A 24942-nucleotide genomic window follows, 5' to 3' on the forward strand; every position below is an offset into this window, starting at 1 on the left:
TGTCAGCTGAATCCTCATTCCTGACACGCCGCATTCGCGAGCAAGCCCGCTCCCACAAGGGCGGTGTGTTGTCTTAAGGATTCAGCGCAGTCCGAAGCGCCTCGCTCAACTGCCCATACACCTCATTGATCTCCGGCACCACGCTCTGCAAGCGCAGGAAATCGTGGATCAGTGCGCTGTACTCGATCACTTCCACCGCAACGCCCTGCGCCTGCAAATGCCGGGCATAGGCGCGGCCTTCATCGAGCAAGGGGTCATGCCCGGCCAGGGCGATCAGGGCGCGAGCCATGCGTGGGTGTGCCTCGGCCAGCAACGGTGAAAAGCGCCAGTCCAGGCGATCAGCCGGCTCGTTGGCGTAGTGCCGGTAGAACCATTCCAGGGTTTGGCTTTCCAGCAGATAGCCTTCGCCGAACAGTTCGGTGGAGGGGCTGCTGGTCGAGGCGTCGGTCACCGGATAACACAACAGTTGGAAGCATGGCGTGACTGCCAGCGCGCCCGGCTCCAGCGCCGATTGCAGCGCCAGCACGGTTGCCAGGGTCGCACCAGCACTGTCACCGCCCAAGGCCACGCGGCTGATGTCCAGGCCTTCGGCACGGGCCTGTTGCGCAAGCCAGGCCAGGGCATCGGCGCCGTCGTTCAGTGGCGTCGGGAACCGGTGCTCGGGGGCCAGCCGATAGCCCACCGACAACACCGCGCAGGGCGTGCGTGCGCAGAATTCGCGGCAGACCCCGTCATGGGAATCGAGACTGCCGACCACGTAGCCGCCGCCGTGAAAGTACACCAGCACCGGCAACACCCAGGCTGTCGCCGTGGCAGGTCGATACAACCGCAGCGTCAGCGGCGCACCGTCCCGTGCGACACATTCGTGGGCCGCGCATTGCACATCCGCCGGGGCGCCCCAGCGCAACTGCACGGTGGTGCGCTCGAACGCTTCACGGGCCTGGGCCGGCGTCGAGAGGTGAAACGGCCCGGCGCCGTCCGTCTGGCTTTGGTCGGCCAGGTCGAGGAAGGCGTTGAGTTCCGGATGCAAGGACATCACAGTTTCCTTATGAAATAGCCATGGATAAAAGACCAGGATTGACACCAACCCCCTGTTGCGAGGGAGCTTGCTCCCGCTCGGCTGCGCAGCAGCCGCAAAAAGCTGGGGGCCGCTTCGCGCCCCAGCGGGAGCAAGCTCCCTCGCCACGGTATGCGCCTGGCAGTGCCATAGATACTGCGCCTGGCAGTGCCACAGTTACTGCGCCCGGCGGGCTCATCCTGGTTAAACAATAAACCCGCGCCTGGATTCAGGCCGCCTGCTCCACACAATGCTCGATCAGCGCCTCCAGCTCCGCCTGGTACTCGCGCATCAGGCGCTCGACGGTCTCGGCGCGATAGCGGCGTTTGCTGAACACGCAGCGCAGGGCCAGTCGCCCGTCGTACACCTGCCCCACCACTTCCAGCCAGTTGCCCAATGCCGCGTGGGGGCTGTAGCAGCTGCCGTAGCTTTCGGCGGCCGGCACCAGCAGCGCCTTGTCGTCGAAGCTCTGGTCGAACTGCCCCAGGTAGTTGAACGTCACCCGGGCCTGTGGCGCCCGGCCCAGGGTATCGGCCATCTGCTCACCGCTCATGTGCCGCAACACCCCGTACCCCAGGCCCTTGTTCGGCACGGCGGCCAACTGCCGTTGCACCGCACGCACCGAGGTGCCGATGTCGGCGTCAGGGGACGGGCTCAAGCGCACCGGGAACATGCTGGTGAACCAGCCCACGGTCCGGCTCAGGTCGATGTCCCGGAGCAGGTCCTCACGGCCATGGCCTTCGAGCTGGATCAGCACCGAAGCCTGCTCGCTCCAACGGCACAGCACCCGGCTCAGCGCTGTCAGCAGCACGTCGTTGATCTGCGTCTGGTAGACCGCTGGCACCTGTTTGAGCAGTTGCTGGGTATGCAGCTCCGACAGGTTCAGGTACGCCACCGACTGGAACTGCACCTGGTTCTTGCCACGGGGGTTGTCGCACGGCAGTTCGCTGCCCGGTTGATCGAGCTGTGCCAGCCACCAGGCTTTTTCCTGCGCATCGAAATCCGCCGCGTAGGCACGCAGCCCCTCGGCCCAGGCCCGGTAGCTGCTGGTGCGGATCGGCAGATTCGGCGTGCGGCCATCGCTGTAGGCCTCATAGGCAGTCTGCAAGTCTTGCAGCAGTACACGCCACGACACCGTGTCGATGACCAGGTGATGGATGACCATCAGCACGCGGATCTCACCATTGCCCAAGGTGACATGGGCGGTGCGCCACAGCGGCCCATTGTGCAGGTCGAGGCTGCGTTGCACCTGCTCGGCGTACAACTCGAGCTCGGCTTCATCCGCCACCTGGTGTTGCCACAGCAACGGTTCGCTCGCCCACTGCGCCTGGGTCTCGGCCAGCGACTGATAGTGTTGCAGGTAGCGCCCGCCCACTTCGCTGAAGCGCAAACGCAGGGCGTCGTGTTGCTGCATCATGCCCCGCAGCGCCAGTTCCAGCGCCGTCAGGTTCAAGGCCTGGCGGGCCCGCAGCATCAGCGCCTGGTTGTAATGATGCGGCTCGCTCATGTGCTGGTCGAACAGCCACTGCTGGATCGGGATGAGGTTGAACTGGCCCTCGACCGCGACCTGGGTCACGTCCTCGACGACCGCCGAAACCGTGCGCTCGCGCTGTTGGAAAATCGCCTCGATGGTCTGGCCGCGCATCAGGTCGCGCAACTTGAGGTCCATCTTCAGTTCCGGGTGATTGCGCACCCGCGACACCACTTGCAGGCTGAGAATCGAATCGCCCCCCAGCTCGAAGAAGTTGTCGGTGATGCCGACCCGCTCGACCTGCAACACCTGCGCCCAGATCTGCGCCAACAACTGCTCGTCGCGTGTGCGTCCGGGCACATACTCGGCGCTCTTGAACTCCGGCTCCGGCAGGGCCCGGCGATCCAGTTTGCCGTTGGGGGTCACCGGCAACGCCTCCAGGCAGATGATCTGCGCCGGCACCATGTAGTCCGGCAACTGCGCACGCAGGTCAGCTTTAAGTTGATCGCCGATGGCCACACCGTCGGGTGTCACCACGTAGCCGATCAGTTGCTTGCCCGAGGCACCGTCCCGAGCGATCACCACGGCGTCGCTGACGTCTGCCTGTTGCCGCAGGCTGGCCTCGACCTCGCCCAGTTCGATACGGAAACCGCGAACCTTGATCTGATGGTCGATGCGTCCCACGTAATCGAGCACCCCGTCGGCCCGCTGACGCACCAGGTCGCCGCTGCGGTACAGCCGATCACCCGGCTGGCCGAACGGGTCCGGTACGAAACGCTCGGCACTCAGGTCGGCCCGGCGATGATAGCCACGGGCGATGCCCTGGCCGCCGATGTACAGCTCACCGGCAATGCCCGGCGGCAGCGGGTTGAGGCTCTCGTCCAGCACATACAAGGCACGCTCGCCCACCGCCCGGCCGATGGGCGCATAGGCCGCTTCGCAGCGCTGGCTGGCCGGCACCTTCCACAGCATCGGCGTGACCACGGTCTCCGTCGGACCGTAGCCGTTGGTGAAGAACTGCGGACGCAGCGCGGCTTTCACTTGTTCGAAGGTCTGTTCCGGAACCGCGTCGCCACCAAAGCAGTACACCCGCACCGGCGGCGCCAGCCGGCTGTTGGTGGCGTATTCGGCCAACTGCTTGAGGTAGGCCGGCGGGAAACAGGCGATGGTGATGCCATGTCGGTGCAAGGCATCAAAGGTCTGCTCCGGGGTCCACAGCGCCCCATCCCGGATCACCAGGGTGCCGCCGCTCAACAGCGTGCTCAACCAGCGCTCGTGGGCCCCGTCAAAGGCGAACGACATGAAATGCAGCTCGCGGGTGTGTTCGTCCATGTCATACAGCGCGGCGATGGCCTGGCAATGCATGCTCATCGGACCGTGGGCGACAGCGACGCCTTTGGGCCGACCGGTGGAACCGGAGGTGTAGATCAGGTAGGCCAAATTATCGCCGAGCACACCGCTGCGCGGCGCTAGCTCGCTGTAGCCATGGCCGTCGAACGTGTCGATGGCCAGGTGCGCCAGGCCTTCGACATTCGGCAGGCGCGCCTGGACGTGACTGTGAGTCAGCAACAGCGCCATGGCCGAGTCGTCGATCATGAACGCCAGGCGCTCAGGGGGATAGTCGATATCCAGCGGCACATAAGCCGAACCGCTTTTCATCACCGCCAGCAGCGCCACGACCATCTCCACCGAGCGCTCCAGGGCCACGCCGACCACCACTTCCGGGCCGGCGCCGAGCTCGATCAAGCGCTGCGCCAGGCGATTGGCCCGCCGTTCCAGCTCGCCATGGCTCAGGGTCTGCTCGCCACACACCAGCGCCGTGGCCTGCGGACGCGCCAGCGCATGACGGCTGATCAGCTCCGGCAACAACTGCGCCTGATAATCGGCGCCGGGCGCGGCGCTCCATTGCTCGAAGGCTTGCCACTGTTGAGCCGACAGGCGTTGCAGGTTGCCCAGCCGCGCCTGGGGCGCTTTGATCATCGCCTCCAGAGTGTCTTCCAGGCAGCGGCGGATCTGCTCCACGGCTTCGACGCTGAAGGCGTTGCGCAGGAACAGGTACTCGATGGACAACTGCTCACCGAGGTTGACCGCCAGGTCCATCGGGAAGTTGGTCACGTCATGGTTACGTGACTCGCCGAAGCTCAGCCCGGTGTCCTGCTGGTCCCCCAGGCGCTCATCGATCGGGTAGTTCTCGAACACGATGATGCTGTCGAACAACCCTTGCCCACCCAGCCCGGACCAGCGCTGGATATCCGCCAGCGGCGCATGGGCGTGCTCACGCAGGTCCAGGTTGTAGGCCTGCAACTGCTGCAACCATTGGTCCAGAGGTTGTCGAGGGTCCAGGGTCTGGATCACCGGTAGCGTGTTGATGAACAGACCCAGAATGTTGTCGGCATTGGCCAACCCCGCCGGGCGCCCGGCGACGGTCGCGCCGAAGACCACGGTGTCCTGCCCGGTGAAGCGTTGCAACAACAGCAGCCATGCGCCCTGGATCAAGGTGTTGGGGGTGATGTGCAAAGCCCGGCAAGCTTGCTGCAAGCGCTCGGTCTGCCCGGCGTCCCAATGGGAATACAGCGCTTGGTGCCCCGGCAGCGCCTCGACGTGGCGCGGGTACATCGCCTGATTGAGCGAGGTCGGTTGCTCCAGCACCTGGAGCCGGCCGCGCCAGAAATGCTCCAGTGCGCCCTGGTCCTGGCGTTGCAGCCACTGGATGAACTCGCGGTAACGCCCGTTACGGCTTTGCACCTGCCCGTGGGCATAGAACTGCAGCACCTCGCCAAACAACCGCGAACTGCTCCAGCCATCCATCAGGATGTGGTGACAGGTCCAGATCATCTGGTAGCGGTCGTCTTCCAGGCGCAGCAGCAGTACCCGTTGCAACGGTGCCTGGCTCAGGTCGAAACCGGCCAGGTAATCGGCGGCGGCCCGTTCGCTGATGGCCTGCTCGATGCTGTCCTGGTCGCTGCTGTCCTGGTCGCTGCTGTCTCGCGAGCGCCAGTCCTCGACCTGCAACGGCAGCTCGACCTGGCGATGGACGACCTGCACCGGCGCGCCCAGGCCATCCTGCCAGTGGAAACTGGTGCGCAGGATGTCTTCGCGCTCGATCACCGAGGCCCAGGCACGGGCGAAACGTTCGGTGTCCAGGCCCTGCACCGGCAGGCTGATCTGGTTGATGTACAGGCCACTGCTGTCGTCGGCCAGGGTGTGGAACAACATGCCATCCTGCATCGGCGACAGCGGGTAGATGTCCTCGATCTGCGCCACGGGCACCGGCAGCCGGTCCAGTTGTGCCTGGGTCAGGCGGGCCAGCGGGAAGTCCGAAGGGGTCAGGCCCCGGGACTCTTCGGTGCAGCAATGGTCGATCAGGTGCTGCAACGCCACGGCGTAGGCATCGGCCAATTGCTGGAGCGTGGCTTCGTCGAAGACATCGCGACTGAAGGTCCAGTCCAGGGACAGTTCGCCGTTGAACACCCGACCGTTGATGGTCAGCCAGTTGCTCAGCGCGACGTCATCGCCGTGACCGGCGCCACTGCCCTCTTCACTCGGCACGAACAGCGCCTGTTCATCGAAACTCTGGTCGAACTGCCCGAGGTAGTTGAAGGTAATTCGCGCCTCGGGCAGCTTCGCCAGGCGCTGCTGGCTTTCTTCAGTGCCCAGGTAACGCAGCACGCCATAGCCCAGGCCCTTGTTCGGCACTGCGCGCAGTTGCTCCTTGACCCGCTTGATCGAATCGCCCAGGTCGGCCGATGGGGTCAGCATCACCGGGAATAGGCTGGTGAACCAGCCCACGGTGCGGCTCAGGTCGACGCCGTCGAACAGTTCCTCGCGGCCATGGCCTTCAAGCTGTACCAGGCACGCCGGCTGCGCCGTCCACCGGCAGATCACCTGGGCCAGGGCGCACAGCAGCAGGTCATTGACCTGGGTCCGATAGGCCGTTGGCGCCTGCTTGAGCAGGCGCTGGGTCTGCGCGGCGTCCAGCCGCGTGCTGACCGAACGGCCATGCCGCGAGGCCTGGCTGCCTTCCGGGCGGGCCCGTGGCAACGGCGGCAAGGGTTGGTCGAGTTGCCCGGTCCAATAGGCCAGTTCCCGCTGCAACGGCTCGCTGCGTGCGTAATCCTGCAACTGCGCGGCCCAGGCCTGGAACGCGGTGGTCTTGGCCGGCAGGGCAACCGGCTGCTGGGCGAGCAGTTGTCGGTAGGCGGTTTGCAGGTCTTCCAACAGCACCCGCCACGACACACCGTCCACCACCAGGTGGTGGATCGCCAGGTGCAGGCGGGAACTGCCGTCCTGCACCGCGATCAGGCTGCACCGCAGCAACGGCCCCTGTTGCAGGTCGAGGCTGCGTTGCGCCTGCTCGGCGATGGCCAGGATCTCATCGGCGTTCTCTGCGCTGCGCAGCCAGAGGTCCGGCACCTGCTCGCCCAGCACTTGGTGACTGGCGTGCCAGCGACCGTCGCTCGCCTGGGTGAAGCGCAGGCGCAGCGCATCATGCTGGGCCAGCACCTGCCCGAGCGCCTGGCGCAGGCAGGCCACGTCCAGTGGTTCACGTGGCGTCAGCATCACCGACTGGTTCCAGTGCTCGCGGTGCGGGATGTCGCTGGCGAAGAACCAGTGCTGCATCGGCAGCAGATGACTGTCACCGGTGACCGGGCCTTGATCGATGGCGCCGTCATCGCTGGCGATGGCGACCCGGGCCAGGGCCTGGATGTTCTGGTGCAGGAACAGGTCCTTGGGCGTCAGGCCGATGCCTTGTTGCCGCGCACGGCTGACCACCTGGATCGCGTTGATCGAATCGCCGCCCAGGGCGAAGAAGTTGTCGGCGGTGCCGACCCGGGCCACGCCGAGCACCGCCTGCCAGATCTGCGCCAGCGCTTGTTCAGTGGCGTTGACCGGCGCCGTGAAGTCCTGTTGCAACGGGGCCAGGTCCGGCGCTGGCAGCGCCTTGCGGTCGAGCTTGCCGTTCGGGCTCAGCGGCATCTGGTCCAGCAGGCTCAGGTGCGTCGGCACCATGTGCTCCGGCAGGGTCAGGCGTAGATGGGCCAACAGCACCTCGCGCAGCTCGGGCCAGTCGCGGGCCTCGCTCGCGCTGCCGACCACGTAGCCGCTCAGGACCTTGCCGCTCGGGCTGTCCTGGGCGACCACCACCGCTTCCCGCACGGCGGCGTACTCCAGCAGGCGCGCTTCGATTTCCCCCAGTTCAATGCGAAAACCACGGACCTTGACCTGATGGTCGATGCGGCCGATGTATTCGATCACGCCGTTGGGGCGATAGCGCGCCAGGTCACCGGTGCGGTACAGGCGCTCGCCCGCCACGAACGGGCTGACGACGAAACGCTCGGCCGTCAGTTCGGGACGCCGATGGTAACCGCGCGCCAGTCCCTGGCCGCTGAGGTACAGCTCACCATTGACGCCGCTCGGCACCGGGTTCAATTCGTCGTCGAGGATGTAGGTCATCAGGTTGCCGATCGGCTCGCCAATCGGCACCGCATCGCGGCCTTCATCGCGGCAGGTCCAATGGGTCACGTCGATGGCCGCTTCGGTCGGGCCGTACAGGTTGTACAGGTTGGCCTTCGGCAATTTGGCGAACACCTGCTGCTGGGCATCCACCGGCAGGGCTTCGCCGCTACAGACGATGCGGGTCAGGCTGGTGCAACGGCTGACGCTGGCATCGAGCATGAACGCTTGCAACATCGACGGCACGAAATGCAGGGTGGTGATGCTTTCGCGCTCGATCAGGCTGACCAGCTTCTGCGGATCGCGATGATCGCCCGGTGCCGCGACCACCAGGCGCACGCCGGTCATCAACGGCCAGAAGAATTCCCAGACCGACACGTCGAAACTGAACGGGGTCTTTTGCAGGACGCTGTCGCCGGCACCCAGCTCATAGGCCTGTTGCATCCAGCACAGGCGGTTGGTCAACGCCCCATGACTGTTGCCCGCGCCTTTGGGCCTGCCGGTGGAGCCTGAGGTGTAGATCACATAAGCGAGGTTCTGCGCCACCGCCCGGGCCGGTGGATTGTCGGTAGGATAGTCCCGCAGCCAATCGTCATTCCCATCCAGCACCAAGGTCTTGAGACCACCCCCTGTGGGAGCGAGCTTGCTCGCGATGGCGTCGGCACCCTCAACATCATCATTGACTGAACCACCGCTATCGCGAGCAAGCTCGCTCCCACAGGACAGTGGTAGCTGGTCAAGCAACAAACCTTGGGTCAGCAACCATTCGATGCCACTGTCCTCGATCATGTAGGCCAGGCGCTCCGGTGGATACTCCGGGTCCAGCGGCACATAGGCGCCACCGGCCTTGAGGATCGCCAGCAGCCCGACGACCATTTCCACGCTGCGGTGCACGCAAATGCCCACCAGTACATCCGGGCCGATGCCGCGTTCGATCAGGCCATGGGCCAGGCGGTTGGCGCGGGCATTGAGTTCGGCGTAGCTCAACGCTTGCCCGTCGAACACCAACGCCTCGGCCTGAGGCGCACGCTCGACCTGGGCTTCGATCAACTGATGGACCGGTATGTGATTCGGATAATCGGCCCGGGTGCGGTTCCAGTCCTGGACGATCAGTCGCCGCTGTGCGCCGTCGAGCATCGGCAGTTCGCCGATGCGCTGGGCCGGGTTGGCGACAATCGCCCGCAGCAGGTTCAGCCAGTGCTCTGCCAGGCGGGCGACGGTGGCCGGTTCGAACAGGTCGCTGGCATAGGTCAGCGCCGCGCCGAGGCCTTCGGCGTACTCGAAGGTGTCCAGGGCCAGGTCGAACTGTGCCGTGCCGCTGTCCCAGGTCAGTTGCTCCAGGCTCAAGCCGGGCAATGCCGCGAGATCGCGGCGAACCTCGCTGGCATGGTTGAACATCACCTGGAACAGCGGCGTGTGGCTCAGGTTGCGGGCCGGGGCCAGCAGCTCCACCAATTGCTCGAACGGCAGGTCCTGATGGGCCTGTGCACCGAGTGCCCGTTGCTTGACCTGACGCAGCAACTGGTCGAAGCCGAGGTTGCCTTCGATGTCGGCCTTGAGCACCTGGGTGTTGACGAAGAAACCCAGCAAACGCTCGGTTTCCACTCGATTGCGGTTGGCGACCGGCACGCCGACGCGGATGTCGTTCTGACCGCTGTAGCGGTGCAGCAACGTTTGGAAGGTCGCGAGCAACAGCATGAACAGCGTGCTGCCGTGCTGCTGGGCCAAGCGCTTGAGACCCTCGGCCAGGGCTGGCTCGATCACGATGGGCAGGCGTGCGCCGCGATAGCTCTGTTGCACCGGACGCGGCCGGTCGGTCGGCAACTCAAGAATCGGCTGCTCGCCGCCCAATTGCCCGAGCCAGTAATCAAGTTGGCGCTGCTGCTCCCCCTCCTCCAGCCATTGCCGTTGCCAGTGAGCGAAGTCGGCGTACTGGATCGGCAACGGAGCCAGCTCCGGCGCCTGGCCCTGGCTGAACCCGGCGTACAGCCGCAGCAAGTCGTCGACCATGACCTGCATCGACCAGGCATCGGAGACGATGTGGTGCTGGGTCAGGATCAATACATGGTCATCGGCCGCCAGTTGCAGCAGCTTGACCCGCAGCAAGGGCCCACGTTGCAGATCGAACGGCTGTCGCGTCTCGGCCTCGATCAGGCCGCGCAAGACGTCCGCGTCGAGGGCCGCTGGTGCTGGTTCAATGACCAGGGAAACGGGTGCAGCTGGATCGATGCGTTGCACCGGCCGTTCGTTCTCCAGCAGGAATCGGGTCCGCAGGCTCTCGTGACGCGCCACCAACGCGTCGAAGCTGTGTTGCAGGGCCTCGCGGTCGAGGCTGCCGCGCAGACGCAGTGCCGCAGGAATGTGATAGGCGCTGCTGCTCGGTTCCAGCTGCCACAGGAACCACTGGCGTTGCTGGGCGTAGGACAAGGCCAGCGGTTGCTCCCGGGCCATGCGCGGGATGCTCGACTCTGCGCTCGCCGACGCGCTGTCCATGGCTTCGACAAACCCTTGCAGGCTGTCGTGGGCGAACAACAGGCGCAACGGCACCTGGAGCTGCAATTGCTGGCGGATGCGCGACGTCACTTGCGTGGCGAGCAACGAATGCCCGCCGAGGTCGAAGAAATTGTCCTCCAGGCCGACCCGAGGCACCTTGAGCACCTCGGCCCAGATCGCCGCCACGGCCTGCTGCCGGGGCGTGACCGGGGCGACATAGGTTTTCTGCCATTGACTGGCATCGGGTCGGGGCAGCTGTTTACGGTCCAACTTGCCGTTGGGCGTCAGCGGGAAGCGCGGCAGCAGCACCAGGTGCGTCGGCACCATGTAATCGGGCAGGTTGACCTTGAGCCGGGCGATCAGGTTGTCGCGCATGGCGCCTTGCTGGTCGGGGTCCAGGGCCTGCGGTTCGACCTCTGGTACCACGTAGCCCACCAGCACTGGCCCACCGGGCGCGTCCTGAGCCAGCACCGCGGCTTCACGCACGTTGTCCTGTTCCAGCAGGCGCGCTTCGATTTCCCCTAGTTCGATACGGAACCCACGGATCTTCACCTGATGGTCGATGCGCCCCAGGTATTCGAACAACCCGTCGGCGCCGACCTGATGCCGATGGCGCGCCAGGTCACCGGTGCGGTAGAGCCGTTCGCCGGCCCGGAACGGATGCGGCACGAAGCGTTCGGCGGTCAATGCCGGGCGCTGGAAGTAACCACGGGCCAGGCCCTCGCCACCGATCAGCAACTCACCGGCGACGCCCTGGGGCACCGGCATCAGGTCGGCGCCGACGATGTACAGCGAGGTGTTGGCAATCGGCCCGCCCAGCCAGGGTTGCGCATCCGCGCTGCGCAGCGGATGCAGGGCCGACCAGATGGTGGTTTCCGTCGGGCCATAGAGGTTCCACACCTCGCCACCGAGGGCGAGCAGGCGCACCGCCAGGTCCCGGGGCAATGCCTCGCCCCCGCACAAGCATTTGCAGCCGCGCAGGCCATCGGCGTTTTCGTTGTCCAGCAGCATGCGCCAGGTCGATGGCGTGGCCTGCACCACGTTGACCTGCTCGGCTTCGATCAATGCCAGCACCGCATAGGGATCCTGGGCCACGTCCTGGCCGGTCAGCACGATGCACGCGCCGACCATCAACGGCACATAGATTTCCAGGCCGAAAATGTCGAAAGAGAACGTGGTCAGCGACAACGCCCGATCCTCGGCCGTCATGCCCGGTGCCTTGGCCATGCTCGCGACAAAGTTGCCCAGCGCACCATGGCGCACCATCACGCCCTTGGGCTTGCCGGTGGAACCGGAGGTGTAGATCGCGTAGGCCAGGTGCTCGGGATCGAGGCGCGTCGCCAGGTCGTCGCAGGCATAGCCGTCGAGCCAGTCACCGTCCTGATCCAATACCAATGTACTGACGCCGACACCGGCCCCTGTGGGAGCGAGCTCGCTCGCGATGGCGTCGGCACATCCGACATTGCCATTGACTGAACCACCGCTATCGCGAGCAAGCTCGCTCCCACAGGGGTTACGCAATGAGCTCTGGGTCAGCAGCAGCTCAATGCCACTGTCTTCGATCATGTAGGCCAGGCGATCCTGGGGGAACGCCGGGTCCAGCGGCAGATAGGCGCCGCCAGCCTTGAGGATCGCCAGCAGGCCCACCAACATGTGGGCGCTGCGCTCCACCGAGATCCCCACCAGCACATCGGCGCTCACGCCCAGGGCTTGGAGTTTTCTCGCCAGTTGATTGGCCCGGGCGTTGAGCTGCCCGTAGCTCCAGCGCTCGCCATCGATCACCAGTGCTGGAGCATCCGGGGTGCGCAGTGCTTGCGCCTCGAACAGTCGATGGACGAACCCGGCCTCGGCGGCGGGCGCGATGGCCCGATTCCAGTCGTCGAGCTGCGCCTGTTGCTGCGCCACATCGAGCAACGGCAACTCACCGATGCGCTGGCTCGGATCGGCCACGATCGCCCGCAACAGGTTCTGCCAATGCCCGGCCATGCGCGCCACCGTGCTCGCCTCGAACAGATCGCTGGCATAGATCAGCGCGGCCGCAAGCCCTTCGCTGTGCTCCACGGTTTCCAGGGTCAGGTCGAACTGCGCGGTGTGGCTGTCCCAACGCAACCCTTCGACCCGCAGCTCACCCACAGGGCCCTCACCCGCCGGACCCTGGGTCCGGTGATTGAACATGACCTGGAACAGCGGGCTATGGCTCAGGTTGCGCTCAGGCTGCAACGCCTCGACCAATTGCTCGAACGGCAAGTCCTGGTGGGCCTGGGCGCCGAGGGCGGTGTGCTTGACCTGTTGCAGCAAAGCGTCGAAGGCGTCCTGGCTTTGGACGTCGCTGGCGAGCACCTGGGTGTTGACGAAAAAGCCGATCAGGCGCTCGGTTTCGACCCGGTTGCGGTTGGCCGTGGGCACCCCCACGCGGATGTCGTTCTGGCCGCTGTAGCGATGCAGCAGGACCTGGAACGCGGCCAGCAGGATCATGAACAGACTGACGCCTTCACGCTGGGCCATTTGCTTGAGGCCATTGGCGAGCGCCTTGTCGACCGCCAGTTCCAGGCGCGCGCCGCGGTAGCTCATCACCGCCGGTCGAGGAAAGTCGGTGGGCAGCTCCAGGACCGGTTGCCGACCGCCCAGGCGGGCGGTCCAGTATTGCAACTGGCGCTCGCGCTCACCAGCCTCCAGCCAATGCCGCTGCCAGATGGCGTAGTCGGCGTACTGGATCGGCAGCGCCGGCCATTGCGGGACCTGGCCCTGGCGGAAAGCGGCGTAGCCTTGGACCAACTCCTCGACCATCACCTGCATCGACCCGCCATCGCTGATGATGTGGTGCAACGTCACGATCAACACGTGATCGTCGGCGGCTAAACGCAACAGGCGCGTGCGCAGCAGCGGCCCCTGTTGCAGATCGAACAGCTGACGGGTCTCGTCTTCGATCAGCCGACGCAACTGCTGCTCATCCGGCAGCGACTCCAGGACCTCGGCTTGCAATAACAGCGGCTCGGCGTTCTGGACCTGCTGTACGACGCGCTCACCTTGATTCACGAAACAGGTGCGCAAGCTCGGGTGACGCGCCACCAGCGCAGTGAAACTCTGCTCCAGCGCGGCGATGTCCAGCGGCCCGCGCAAGCGCAGGGCCGTGGGCATGTGATAGGCCGCGCTGTCGGGGTCCAACTGCCAGAGGAACCACTGGCGTTCCTGGGCAAAAGACAGCGGCAAGCTGTCGAACTCGGCACTGACAGGCGGAATCGGCAGGTTCGCCGGGGAAACGTTCTCTTCGAGCATCTTCTGCAAGTACAAGCGACGTTTTTCCAGCGGCAGCGTTATGAAGCGCCTGGCAATGCGTTGTGCGACAGCGGTGTCCATCAAACCTCCTCAAATTCATCGAGCAGCGCTTCAAGCTTGCTCAATTTCGACGTATTCATTTGCTCGCTGGCAGGCGCCAGTTGCGCCACAAACGCAGCGAGCACCGGGAATTGGAATAGCAACTGGGGCGTCAAGGTCAGGCCCAGTTCGAGTTGCAGGCGCGACACCGCATTCACCACCAGCAGCGAATGCCCGCCCAGTTCGAAGAAGTTGTCCCCCAGCCCGACCTGCTCGACCTTGAGCACGTCCTGCCAGATCGTCGCAACCTGGCGCTCCAGCTCGCTTTGCGGCGCCAGGTAGGCGCAATGCAGCACGCGGCTGTCCGGCGCCGGCAGCGCCTTGCGGTCAAGTTTGCCGTTGGCGGTCAGCGGCAGCCGCTCGAGAAACACCAGTTGGCTCGGGACCATGAAGTCCGGCAATTGCTCAGCCAGCCGCGCCTTGAGCCGTTCGCCCAGGCGCCCCTGGCCTGTCGCGTCGAGCGAAGCGTCGTGGCTGACGAGGTAGGCCACCAGTTGCGCACCGTTAGCGGTTTCCCGCGCCAGCACCACCGCGTCGCGCACCTCAGCCTCGGCGTGCAGGCGTGCCTCGATTTCGCCCAATTCGATGCGCAGGCCGCGGATTTTCACTTGATGGTCGATCCGACCGAGGTACTCGATCACACCGTCGGCGGCATGCCGCGCCAGGTCTCCGGTGCGGTACAGGCGACTGCCGGGGACGTGCGCGAACGGGTCGGGAATGAAACGCTCGGCGGTGAGCGCCGGGCGCTGGTGATAACCGCGAGCCAGGGAACAACCTGCGATGTGCAACTCGCCCACCGCGCCCGGCACACAAGGTAGCAAGGCGGCGTCCAGCACATAAGTGCGCACGTTATCGATCGGCCGGCCGATGGAAATGATTCGCCCGGCGGCGTCCTCGATGGCGCGTTCCACCCGATGGCTGCTGGTGTCGATGGTCGCTTCGGTCGGGCCATACAGGTTGCGCAGCTCGCCATCGAACAACGCCAGGACCCGGTGCGACAAGTCCGCGCTGAGCGCTTCGCCACCGCACAGCAGCAGGCGCAGGGAGGCCAGTTGGTCACGGGTCGCCAGCGGTATCAGTGCTTGCAGCAGCGACGGCGCCATTTGCAGCACGCTGATGCGCCAGCGCGCCACTTCAGCCCACAAGCGGGTCAGGTCAAGGTTCAGTTGCGCAGGCGCCAGCACCAGTTGCGCGCCGTTCATCAGCGGCAGCCAGAATTCCCAGACCGAGGCATCGAAGCTGATGGCGGTTTTTTGCAAGACCCGGTCAGCGGCCGTCAGTTGCAGGCACGCCTGCATCCAGTTCATGTGATTGCTCAACGCCGCGTGGCGGATGCCCACGCCCTTGGGCTTGCCGGTGGAACCGGAGGTGTAGATCAGGTACGCGAGGTTTTCACCGTCAATCGCCACGCCGGGATCGCGCTCGCTGTAGGCGTCCAGCCATTGCCCGGGTTGATCGAGTGACAGGCAGGCCACGGCAGCACCCGCGAACAGCGGCAGGACCTGGCTTTCGGTCAGCAACAAGGCAATGCCGCTGTCCTCGACCATGTACGCCAGGCGATCCTGTGGATAGGCCGGGTCAAGCGGTACATAGGCACCCCCGGCCTTGAGCACCGCCAGCAAGCCGACGACCATCTGCACCGAGCGGGTCATTGCCAGCCCCACCCGCACCTCCGGGCCGACGCCGCGCTCGATCAGCCCATGGGCCAGGCGATTGGCCTGGGCGTTGAGTTGGGCATAGCTGAGCGTCTGCTGCTCGCAGACCAGCGCCACCGCGTCGGGCGTGAGTCGGGTCTGGGCTTCGATCCACTGATGGACGTGGCGATGCTGCGGTGCCTCGACCGAGGTGGCGTTCCAGTCGTGCAGTACCCGCTGGCGCGTCGCCTCGTCCAGCCATTGCAGGTCGCCCACGCTGCCGTCGACCGGCAGGCTCACCATCTGCGCGAGCACGTGTGCCACCTGCTCAGCCAGGCGCTCGACGGTGTGTGTAGGAAAGGCAGCATGGGCATAAGTGAAGTGCAGGCTGAGGATGTCAGTTAGATTGACGGCCAGGGTCAACGGGAAATTAGTCTGTTCCTGGTTGGCCACGCTGCCGAAATTCAAGCCCGAGGGCGCCTGCTCCTGCAAGGCCTGGGACACCGGGTAGTTTTCGAATACCAGCAAGGTGTCGAACAGACCCTCGCCGCCCTGTCCGGCCCAGCGCTGGATCTCGAACAACGGCGTGTGTTCGTGCTCGCGCAAGGCCACGTTCTGCGCCTGGATCTGCTGCAACAGACAACTCACCGATTGCTCCGCGCGCGCACCGGCGATCACCGGCAAGGTGTTGATGAACAGGCCGATCTGCTGCTCGACGCCCTTGAGCTCCGTCGGACGCCCGGACACCGTGGCACCGAAGGCCACCGTGGCGTGCCCGGTGTAGTGTTGCAGCAGCAACAGCCAGGTCGCCTGGACGACCGTGTTGAGGGTGACTTTCTGCTGGCGGGCGAACTCACTCAGGCGTTGGGTCTGGGCCGCGCTCAGCCGCTGATAGTGGCTTGCATGGCTAGGTTGCCCGGCGGCCTGGACGACCTCGAAACGGTTGTCAGCCAGCCGGGTTGGCGCATCGAGCGCCTGCAACTGCTCGCGCCAGAACCTTTCGCTGGCGCCGGCATCGCGCCCTTGCAGCCAGGCGATGTAGTCGCGATAGCGCCCGGCCGGACGCGCCAGGGCCTGGCCGTCGTAGCGTTGCAGCACCTCGCCGAGCAACTGCGAGTTGCTCCAGCCGTCCATCAGGATGTGGTGATGGGTGTAGATCAGGTGGTAATGCTGCGGGCCGGTCTTGACCAGCACCAGGCGTAGCAGCGGCGCGCACGCCAAATCGAAACCCTGGTCGCGTTCGCTCTCCGCACGCTCGACCAGAGCCTGGGCGATATCGGCCCGGGCGCTCCAGTCCAGCAAGGTGAACGGCACGCGCAGCTGTTTGTGCACCACCTGCAACGGCCGTTCGCCCTGCTCCCAGACGAAACTGCTGCGCAGAATGTCATGGGCCTCGAGCGCTGCCCGCCAGGCGGCTTCGAAGCGTTGAGGATCGAGGCCTTCGATGTCCAGGCACATCTGGTTGATGTAATGACCGCTGCCTTGTTCGTACAGGCTGTGGAACAACATGCCCTGCTGCATTGGCGCCAACGGGTAGAGGTCGTCCACCGAGCGCGCCGACAGTCCCAGTGCGTCCAACTGCACCTGGGTCAGCCCGGCCAGCGGGACGTCCGACGGGGTCAGGCCCTGGTTCAGCGGATCGCAGCAATGGGCAATCAGGCCAGCCAGTTCGCTGGCATAGTCATCGGCCAGTTGCTGGATCGTCGCCCGGTCGAACTGCTCAGGGCTGAAGGTCCAGCCCAGCCGCAACGCCCCCTCGAACACCTGGCCGTTGAGGGTCAGCCAGTTGCCCAACGGGCTCAGCGGGCTCTGTTCGTCGCCGGGGCTTTCCTGGGCCGGGCTGAACAAGGCGCCTTGGTCCTGATCGAAGCTGGCATCGAACTGCCCCAGGTAGTTGAACGTCAGGCGCGGCACCGGTAGCCGTTCCAGGGCAGCGCGACTGGCGTCATCGCCCAAGTAGCGCAACGCACCAAAGCCCACGCCCTTGTCGGGAATCGTGCGCAGCACCTGCTTGATCGACTTGAGCGAATCCGCCAGCCCGACGACGGGCGCCAACTTGACCGGGAACAGGCTGGTGAACCAGCCCACGGTGCGCGTCAGGTCAAGGCCGGCGAACAGCTCTTCGCGACCGTGGCCCTCGAGCTGGAGCAACAGGCTGTCCTCGCCGGTCCAGCGGCACATCACCCGGGCCAGGGCGGTGAGCAACAGGTCGTTGACCTGGGTGCGATAGGCCGCCGGGGCTTCTTGCAGCAGTTGCCGGGTCAGCTGTTTGTCCAGCCGCGTGTGCACGGTGATCGCCTGACGGTTCTGCGCGCGGGCGTTACGGTCCAGGCACGGCAAGTCGGCCGGCGCGTCTTGCAGCAGGTCCTGCCAATAGCTCAGTTGCTGTTGCAACGCGGCGCTGCGGGCATGGGCTTGCAACTGTTCGGCAAAGGCCTTGACCGAGGAAGTCCTGGCCCGCAGTTGCAGCGGCTGTCCGGCGAACAACTGGTGGTAGGCGGTTTGCAGGTCGTCGAACAGAATCCGCCACGACACGCCGTCCACCGCCAGGTGATGGACTACCAGCAAAAGGCGCTGGCTGCCATCGGCCAACGTCGCCAGAAGCCCGCGCAACAACGGGCCGTCTTGCAGATCCAGGCTGCGCTGGGCCTGATTGGCGAGCGCCTCCAGCGCGGCCGCATCGGCCACTTCTGCGGTCCAGAGCAGGCGATCCGCCGTCCAGGCCTGGCGTTGCGCCGACAGCTCGCGGTGACGGGCATTCCAGCCAGCGCCGGTCTGGTTGAACGACAGGCGCAAGGCGTCGTGGTGCAGCACCAACGCTTGCAGGGCCTGCTCGACCCACGCGGCCTGCAACGGGCTCGATGGTTTCAGCAGCACCGACTGGTTGTAATGGTGACGCTCGGCAATCGCCTCGGCGAAAAACGCCTGCTGGATTGGCAACAACGGCGTCGGACCCTGCGCCGGAGCCTGATCGATGACGTGGGCTTCGCTGCCGGTCTGGGCCACGCTGGCCAGCGACTGCACGGTCTGGTGCTGGAACAGGTCCTTCGGGGTAAAACGGATACCCGCCTGACGGGCGCGGCTGACCACCTGGATCGAGACGATGGAATCGCCGCCGAGCTCGAAGAAGTTGTCGTTCAGCCCTACCCGCTCGACCTTGAGCACTTCTTGCCAGATTGCCGCGAGCTGTTGCTCCAGCTCGCTTTGCGGCGCCAGGTAATCCTGTTGTACCTGGCTGGCGTCCGCTGGCGGCAAGGCCTTGCGGTCGAGCTTGCCATTGACGGTCAACGGCCATTGTTCGAGGAACAGCAAGTGCGTCGGCACCATGTAGTCCGGCAGGTCGGCCTTGAGCCCGACCTTGATCTGTTCGCGCAGGCTGGCGGGGTCGCCGGCACCTGGCGTCGGGATCACATAGCCCACCAGTTGCGGGCCGCTCGGCCCTTCCTGGACCAGTACCCGCGCTTCGCGCACCGGCTCCAGGGCGTTCAGCCGGGCTTCGATTTCCCCCAGTTCGATGCGGAAACCACGGATCTTCACTTGATGGTCGATGCGCCCGACGTACTCGATCACCCCATCGCTGCGGTACTGCGCCAGGTCACCGGTGCGGTACAGGCGTGCGCCGCTGTCGCCGAACGGATCGGGGATAAAGCGCAGCGCGGTCAGGTCGCCGCGGTTCAGATAACCCCGGGCCAGACCGGCGCGGCCAACGTACAATTCGCCGATGCAGCCTTGCGGAACCGGGTTCAGGTCGCCGTCCAGCAGGTACCAGGACAGGTCGGCGATGGGTTCGCCAATCGGGCTGCTGGCGTCCTGTTCCAGGTCGGCCAGGGACAACGGACGATAGGTCACGTGCACGGTGGTTTCGGTGATGCCGTACATGTTGATCAATTGCGGCGCCGAATCGCCGAAGCGTTCGAACCAAGGGCGCAGGCTCTTCACGTCCAGCGCTTCGCCACCGAAGACTACGTAGCGCAAGGCGTTGGTCCGGCTATCGGCGCAGGCCTCGTGCATCAGTTGCTTGAACGCCGAAGGCGTCTGGTTGAGCACCGTCACCCCGGCGTCGCACAGCAACTTGTGGAAGTCCTGCGGCGAGCGGCTGACGTCGTGGGGCACGATCAACAACTCGCCACCGTGCAGCAGCGCACCGAAAATCTCCCAGACCGAGAAGTCAAAAGCGTAGGAATGGAACAAACTCCAGACATCTTCCGGACCAAAGCCGAACCAGGCCTGGGTGGCGTCGAACAGCCGCAGAACGTTGCGGTGCGGCAGCAAGGTGCCCTTGGGCTGGCCGGTGGAGCCGGAGGTGTAGATCACGTAGGCCAGGTTCGACGCGTCCATCGCCACCTGCGGATCGCTGTCGGCAAACTCGCTGACGTCCGCGTCCAGCAGCAGCGTCTGCACGCCCGCCGGCACCGGCAATTGATCGACCAGCGACGCTTGGGTCAGCAGCAGGCGAATGCCGCTGTCCTGCATCATGTAGGCCAGGCGCTCCTGGGGATAACTCGGGTCCAGCGGCACGTAGGCGCCACCAGCCTTGAGGATCGCCAGCAGGCCCACGAGCATGTCGAAACCACGTTCGACCGCCAGCCCCACCAGCACATCGGGGCCGACACCCAGGGCTATCAATTGATGGGCACGGCGGTTGGCCCGGGCGTTGAGTTCGCCATAGGTCAGGGTTTCGGCGTTGAAACGCAGGGCAATCGCTTCGGGCCGCAACCGCGCTTGTTCGGCGATCAGTTGATGGACGCAGGCGGTGCTCGGGAAATCGTTAGGCGTCGGGTTCCACTGGGCGATGGCCTGCTGTTGCTCCGCGGCCGTCAGTAGCGGCAGTTCACCGATGCGCTGCGACGGGTCGCTGACGATGCCGTGCAGCAGGTTCAGCCAGTGGTCGGCCATGCGTTGCATGGTGTTGGCGTCGAACAGGTCGGTGGCGTAGGTCAACGCGGCACTGAGTTCGCCTTCGGCCTCCACGGTGTCGAGGGTCAGGTCGAATTGCGCGGTCCGGCTTTCCCATTCCTGCGCCTCGATGATCAACCCTGGCAGCGTTGCAGGTGCCTGGCGAGCGACGCTCTGATGGTTGTACAACACCTGGAACAGCGGACTGTGGCTCAGGTTACGCTCGGGGCGCAGCGCCTCGACCAATTGCTCGAACGGCAGGTCCTGGTGCGCCTCGGCACCAATGGCCGCGTGCTTGACCTGGGCCAGCAACGCGCTGAAGGATTGCTGTGTGTCGACCTCGGCCTTGAGCACCTGGGTGTTGACGAAAAAGCCGATCAGCCCTTCGGTTTCCAGGCGGTTGCGGTTGGCGATGGGCACGCCGACACGAATGTCCGCCTGACCGCTGTAGCGATGCAACAGCGCCTGGAACGACGCCAGCAACACCATGAACAGCGTGCAGCCTTCGGCCTGGGCCAGTTGCCGCAATTGTCGGTTCAACTCCGGTGCCAGGTCGATGCCCAGGCGCGCACCGGCAAAGCTCTGCCGGGCCGGGCGCGGACGGTCGGTCGGCAGTTCCAGCAGTGGCTGCTCACCGCCCAGCACATCGGTCCAGTAGGCCAGTTGTCGCTCACGCTCACCGGCCTCCATCCACTGGCGCTGCCACACCGCGTAGTCGGCGTACTGGATCGGCAGCTCCGCCAGCGTCAGGGCCTCGCCCTGGCTGTAGGCGGCATAGCGCTGGATCAATTCCTGCACCAGCAGTTGCATTGACCAGCCATCGGAGACGATATGGTGCTGGGTCAGCACTAGCACCTGTTCCTCAGCCGCCAATTGCAACAAGCCAACCCGCAGCAGCGGACCGTTTTGCAGATCGAATGGCCGACTGATCTGGCGCCGAACGAACGCCTGGATCTGTTCCGCCGTGGTACCCGCCACGCCGTCGAGAACCTCGGGGATCACCGGCGGATCAAGCTCGGCATGAATCACTTGAAAGGCTTGCTCATCGACCTGGACGAACGTGGTGCGCAGGCTTTCGTGGCGGCGCACCAGCGCGGCGAAACTCTGGCGCAGCGCGTCGAGGTCCAGCGTGCCGCGAATCCGCAACGCCGCCGGAATGTGGTACGCGGCGCTGTGGGGTTCCATCTGCCAGAGGAACCACTGGCGTTGCTGGGCGTAAGACAGGGGCAGCCGCGCCTCGTCCCGGGCAATGCGGGGAATACTCGCTGATCGTGGCGCGTTGCTGGGCGCCAGCGCGGCCACGCAGGCGGCGAGGCTGGCGTCTTCGAACAACTGGCGCAATTGCAGGTTCAGGCCGAGGACCTGGCGGATACGCGAGACCATCTGCGTGGCCAACAGCGAATGGCCGCCGAGCTCGAAGAAATTGTCGCTCAACCCTACCCGCTCGACCTTGAGCACTTCTTGCCAGATTGCCGCGAGCTGTTGCTCCAGCTCGCTTTGCGGCGCCAGATAATCCTGTTGTACCTGGCTGGCGTCCGCTGGCGGCAAGGCCTTGCGGTCGAGCTTGCCGTTGGCGGTCAACGGCCATTGTTCGAGGAACAACAGGTGCGTTGGCACCATGTAGTCCGGCAGGTCGGCCTTGAGCCCGGCCTTGATCTGTTCGCGCAGGCTGGCTTCATCCCCAGCGCCTGACGTCGGGATCACATAGCCCACCAGTTGCGGGCCGCTCGGTCCTTCCTGGGCCAGTACCCGCGCTTCGCGCACCGGTTCAAGGGCGTTGAGCCGGGCTTCGATTTCCCCCAGTTCAATGCGGAAACCACGGATCTTCACTTGATGGTCGATGCGCCCGACGTACTCGATCACCCCATCGCTGCGGTACTGCGCCAGGTCACCGGTGCGGTACAGCCGTGCGCCGCTTGCACCGAACGGATCGGGGATAAAGCGCTGCGCGGTCAGGTCACCGCGGTTCAGATAACCCCGGGCAAGACCGGCGCGGCCGACGTACAGCTCGCCGATGCAGCCTTTGGGCACCGGATTCAAGTCGCCGTCCAGCAGGTACCAGGACAGGTCGGCGATGGGTTCGCCAATCGGGCTGCTGGCGTCCTGTTCCAGGTCGGCCAGGGACAGCGGACGGTAGGTCACGTGCACCGTGGTTTCGGTGATGCCGTACATGTTGATCAATTGCGGCGCCGAATCGCCGAAGCGTTCAAACCAAGGGCGCAGGCTCTTCACGTCCAGCGCTTCGCCACCGAAGACTACGTAGCGCAAGGCGTTACTGCGGCTATCGGCGCAGGCCTCGTGCATCAGTTGCTTGAACGCCGAAGGCGTCTGGTTGAGCACCGTCACCCCGGCCTCGCACAGCAATTCATGAAACTCCTGCGGCGAGCGGCTGACGTCGTGGGGCACGATCAACAGTTCGCCACCGTGCAGCAGCGCACCGAAGATCTCCCACACCGAGAAGTCAAAGGCGTAGGAATGGAACAGGCTCCAGACATCCTGCGGACCAAAGCCGAACCAGGCCTGTGTGGCGTCGAACAGCCGCAGGACGTTGCGGTGCGGCAGCAAGGTCCCCTTGGGCTGGCCGGTGGAGCCGGAGGTGTAGATCACGTAGGCCAGGTTCGACGCGTCCATCACCACCTGCGGATCGCTGTCGGCAAACTCGCTGACGTCCGCGTCCAGCAGCAGCGTTTGCACGCCCACCGGCACCGGTAATTGCTCAACCAGGGATGCTTGAGTCAGCAGCAAACGGATGCCACTGTCGTGCATCATGTAGGCCAGGCGCTCCTGGGGATAACTCGGATCCAGCGGCACGTAGGCGCCGCCGGCCTTGAGGATTGCCAGCAGGCCCACCAGCATGTCGAACCCGCGCTCGACCGCCAGCCCCACCAGCACATCCGGGCCAACACCCTGGGTTATCAGTTGATGGGCACGGCGGTTGGCCCGGGCGTTGAGTTCGCCATAGGTCAGGGTCTCGGCGTTGAAACGCAGGGCTATGGCCTCGGGCCGCAACCGCGCTTGTTCGGCGATCAGTTGATGGACGCAGGCGGTGCTCGGGAAATCGTTAGGCGCCGGGTTCCACTGGGCGATGGCCTGTTGTTGCTCCACGGCGGTCAGTAGCGGCAGTTCACCGATGCGTTGCGACGGGTCGCTGACGATGCCGTGCAGCAGGTTCAGCCAGTGGTTGGCCATGCGCTGCACGGTGTTGGCGTCGAACAGGTCGGTGGCGTAACTCAGGGACGCGGCCAGTCCGCCATTGGATTCGTGGGTGTCCAGGGTCAGGTCGAACTGTGCAGTGTGGGAACTCCAGTCCAGGCTTTCGACCTGCAAGCCCGGCAGTTGCAGGGCCTGGGCCGCGCCGCCGCTCTGGTGATTGAACATCACCTGGAACAGCGGGCTGTGACTCGCCTGCCGTTGCGGGGCGAGGGCCTGCACCAGTTGCTCGAAGGGCAAGTCCTGGTGCGCCTGGGCGCCCAACGAAGCCTGCTTGACCTGCGCCAGCAGTTGCTGGAACGACAGCGCGCCGTGCACCTGGGCATTGAGCACCTGGGTGTTGACGAAGAAGCCGATCAGCCCTTCGGTTTCCAGGCGATTACGGTTCGCCACTGGTACGCCGACGCGGATGTCCGCCTGACCGCTGTAGCGATGCAACAGTGCCTGGAACGACGCCAGCAAGACCATGAACAGCGTGCTGCCTTGGCCCTGGGCCAACTGTTTCAAACCTTCGGTCAACTCGCGGCCGAGGCTCAGGTCCAGGCGCGCGCCGCGATAACTCTGCACGGCGGGGCGCGGACGGTCCGTGGGCAACGGCAAGACTTCGCCACCATCGCCCAGGCGCTCGGTCCAGTACGCCAGTTGCCGCTCCAGCTCACCGGCTAGCATCCACTTGCGTTGCCAGATCGCGTAATCGGCGTACTGGATCGGCAGCGCCGCCAGGGCCGGTGTTTCACCACGGCTGTGGGCCGCGTAGAGTTTGACCAGGTCGTTGACCATGATCTGCGCGGAGGCACCGTCGCAAATGATGTGGTGTTGGGTCAGCACCAGCACATGATCGTGCGCAGCGATTTGCAGCAGCTTGACCCGCAGCAAGGGCCCCAGTTGCAGGTCAAACACCCCGGCAATCTCATCATCGATCAGCGTCTTGAGTGCTGCATCGTCCGCAGGTCCCTGCAGAATCACCGGCTCGATTGGCAGGCTCAGGCGGGCCTGAACCACCTGCCGAAGCCCTTCAGCATCCTCGACAAATACCGTGCGCAAGATTTCATGACGCGCCAGCAAGGCATCGAAGCTGCGTTGCAACGCGTCCAGATCGAGGGCGCCGCGCAGGCGCAACGCGGTGGGCACATGGTAGGCCGCGCTGTGTCGGTCCAGTTGCCAGAGAAACCACTGGCGCTCCTGGGCGTAGGACAGATCTAGGCGCTCGAACTCGGCGCGCATCGCCGGGATTGGCAGCGCGGCGAAGCTCATGCCTTTACTGTTGAGCTTTTGCAGAAACGCTTGCCGTTGGGCCAGCGGTAAACGAATGAAACGCTGAACCAGAGACAGGTTATCGAGCTGAGTCATTT

General features: G+C 65.1%; 3 protein-coding genes. All 3 read right to left on the minus strand.

Annotated elements, in window-relative coordinates; all coding sequences use genetic code 11:
* Nucleotides 1–73: 73 nt before the first annotated feature.
* The 3 genes from RGM2987_RS12725 to RGM2987_RS12735 all read right to left on the minus strand — a co-directional run bounded on the left by RGM2987_RS12725 (nt 74) and on the right by RGM2987_RS12735 (nt 24940).
* Complete coding sequence (locus tag RGM2987_RS12725) at nt 74–1036, minus strand: alpha/beta hydrolase (protein WP_245141543.1); 963 nt, start codon at nt 1034–1036, stop codon at nt 74–76.
* Nucleotides 1037–1286: 250 nt separating this feature from the next.
* Entirely contained in the window at nt 1287–13832 is a 12546-nt protein-coding gene (locus RGM2987_RS12730; protein ID WP_245141547.1) for a non-ribosomal peptide synthase/polyketide synthase, read from the minus strand.
* On the minus strand, nt 13832–24940 hold the full coding sequence (locus RGM2987_RS12735; protein WP_245141549.1) for a non-ribosomal peptide synthetase: 11109 nt from the start codon (nt 24938–24940) through the stop codon (nt 13832–13834). Before RGM2987_RS12735 ends, RGM2987_RS12730 begins: the two co-directional genes overlap by 1 nt.
* Nucleotides 24941–24942 lie beyond the last annotated feature (2 nt).

Origin of the sequence: Pseudomonas sp. RGM2987 (assembly GCF_022952855.1) — a bacterium.
In the GTDB taxonomy this organism is placed as follows: domain Bacteria; phylum Pseudomonadota; class Gammaproteobacteria; order Pseudomonadales; family Pseudomonadaceae; genus Aquipseudomonas.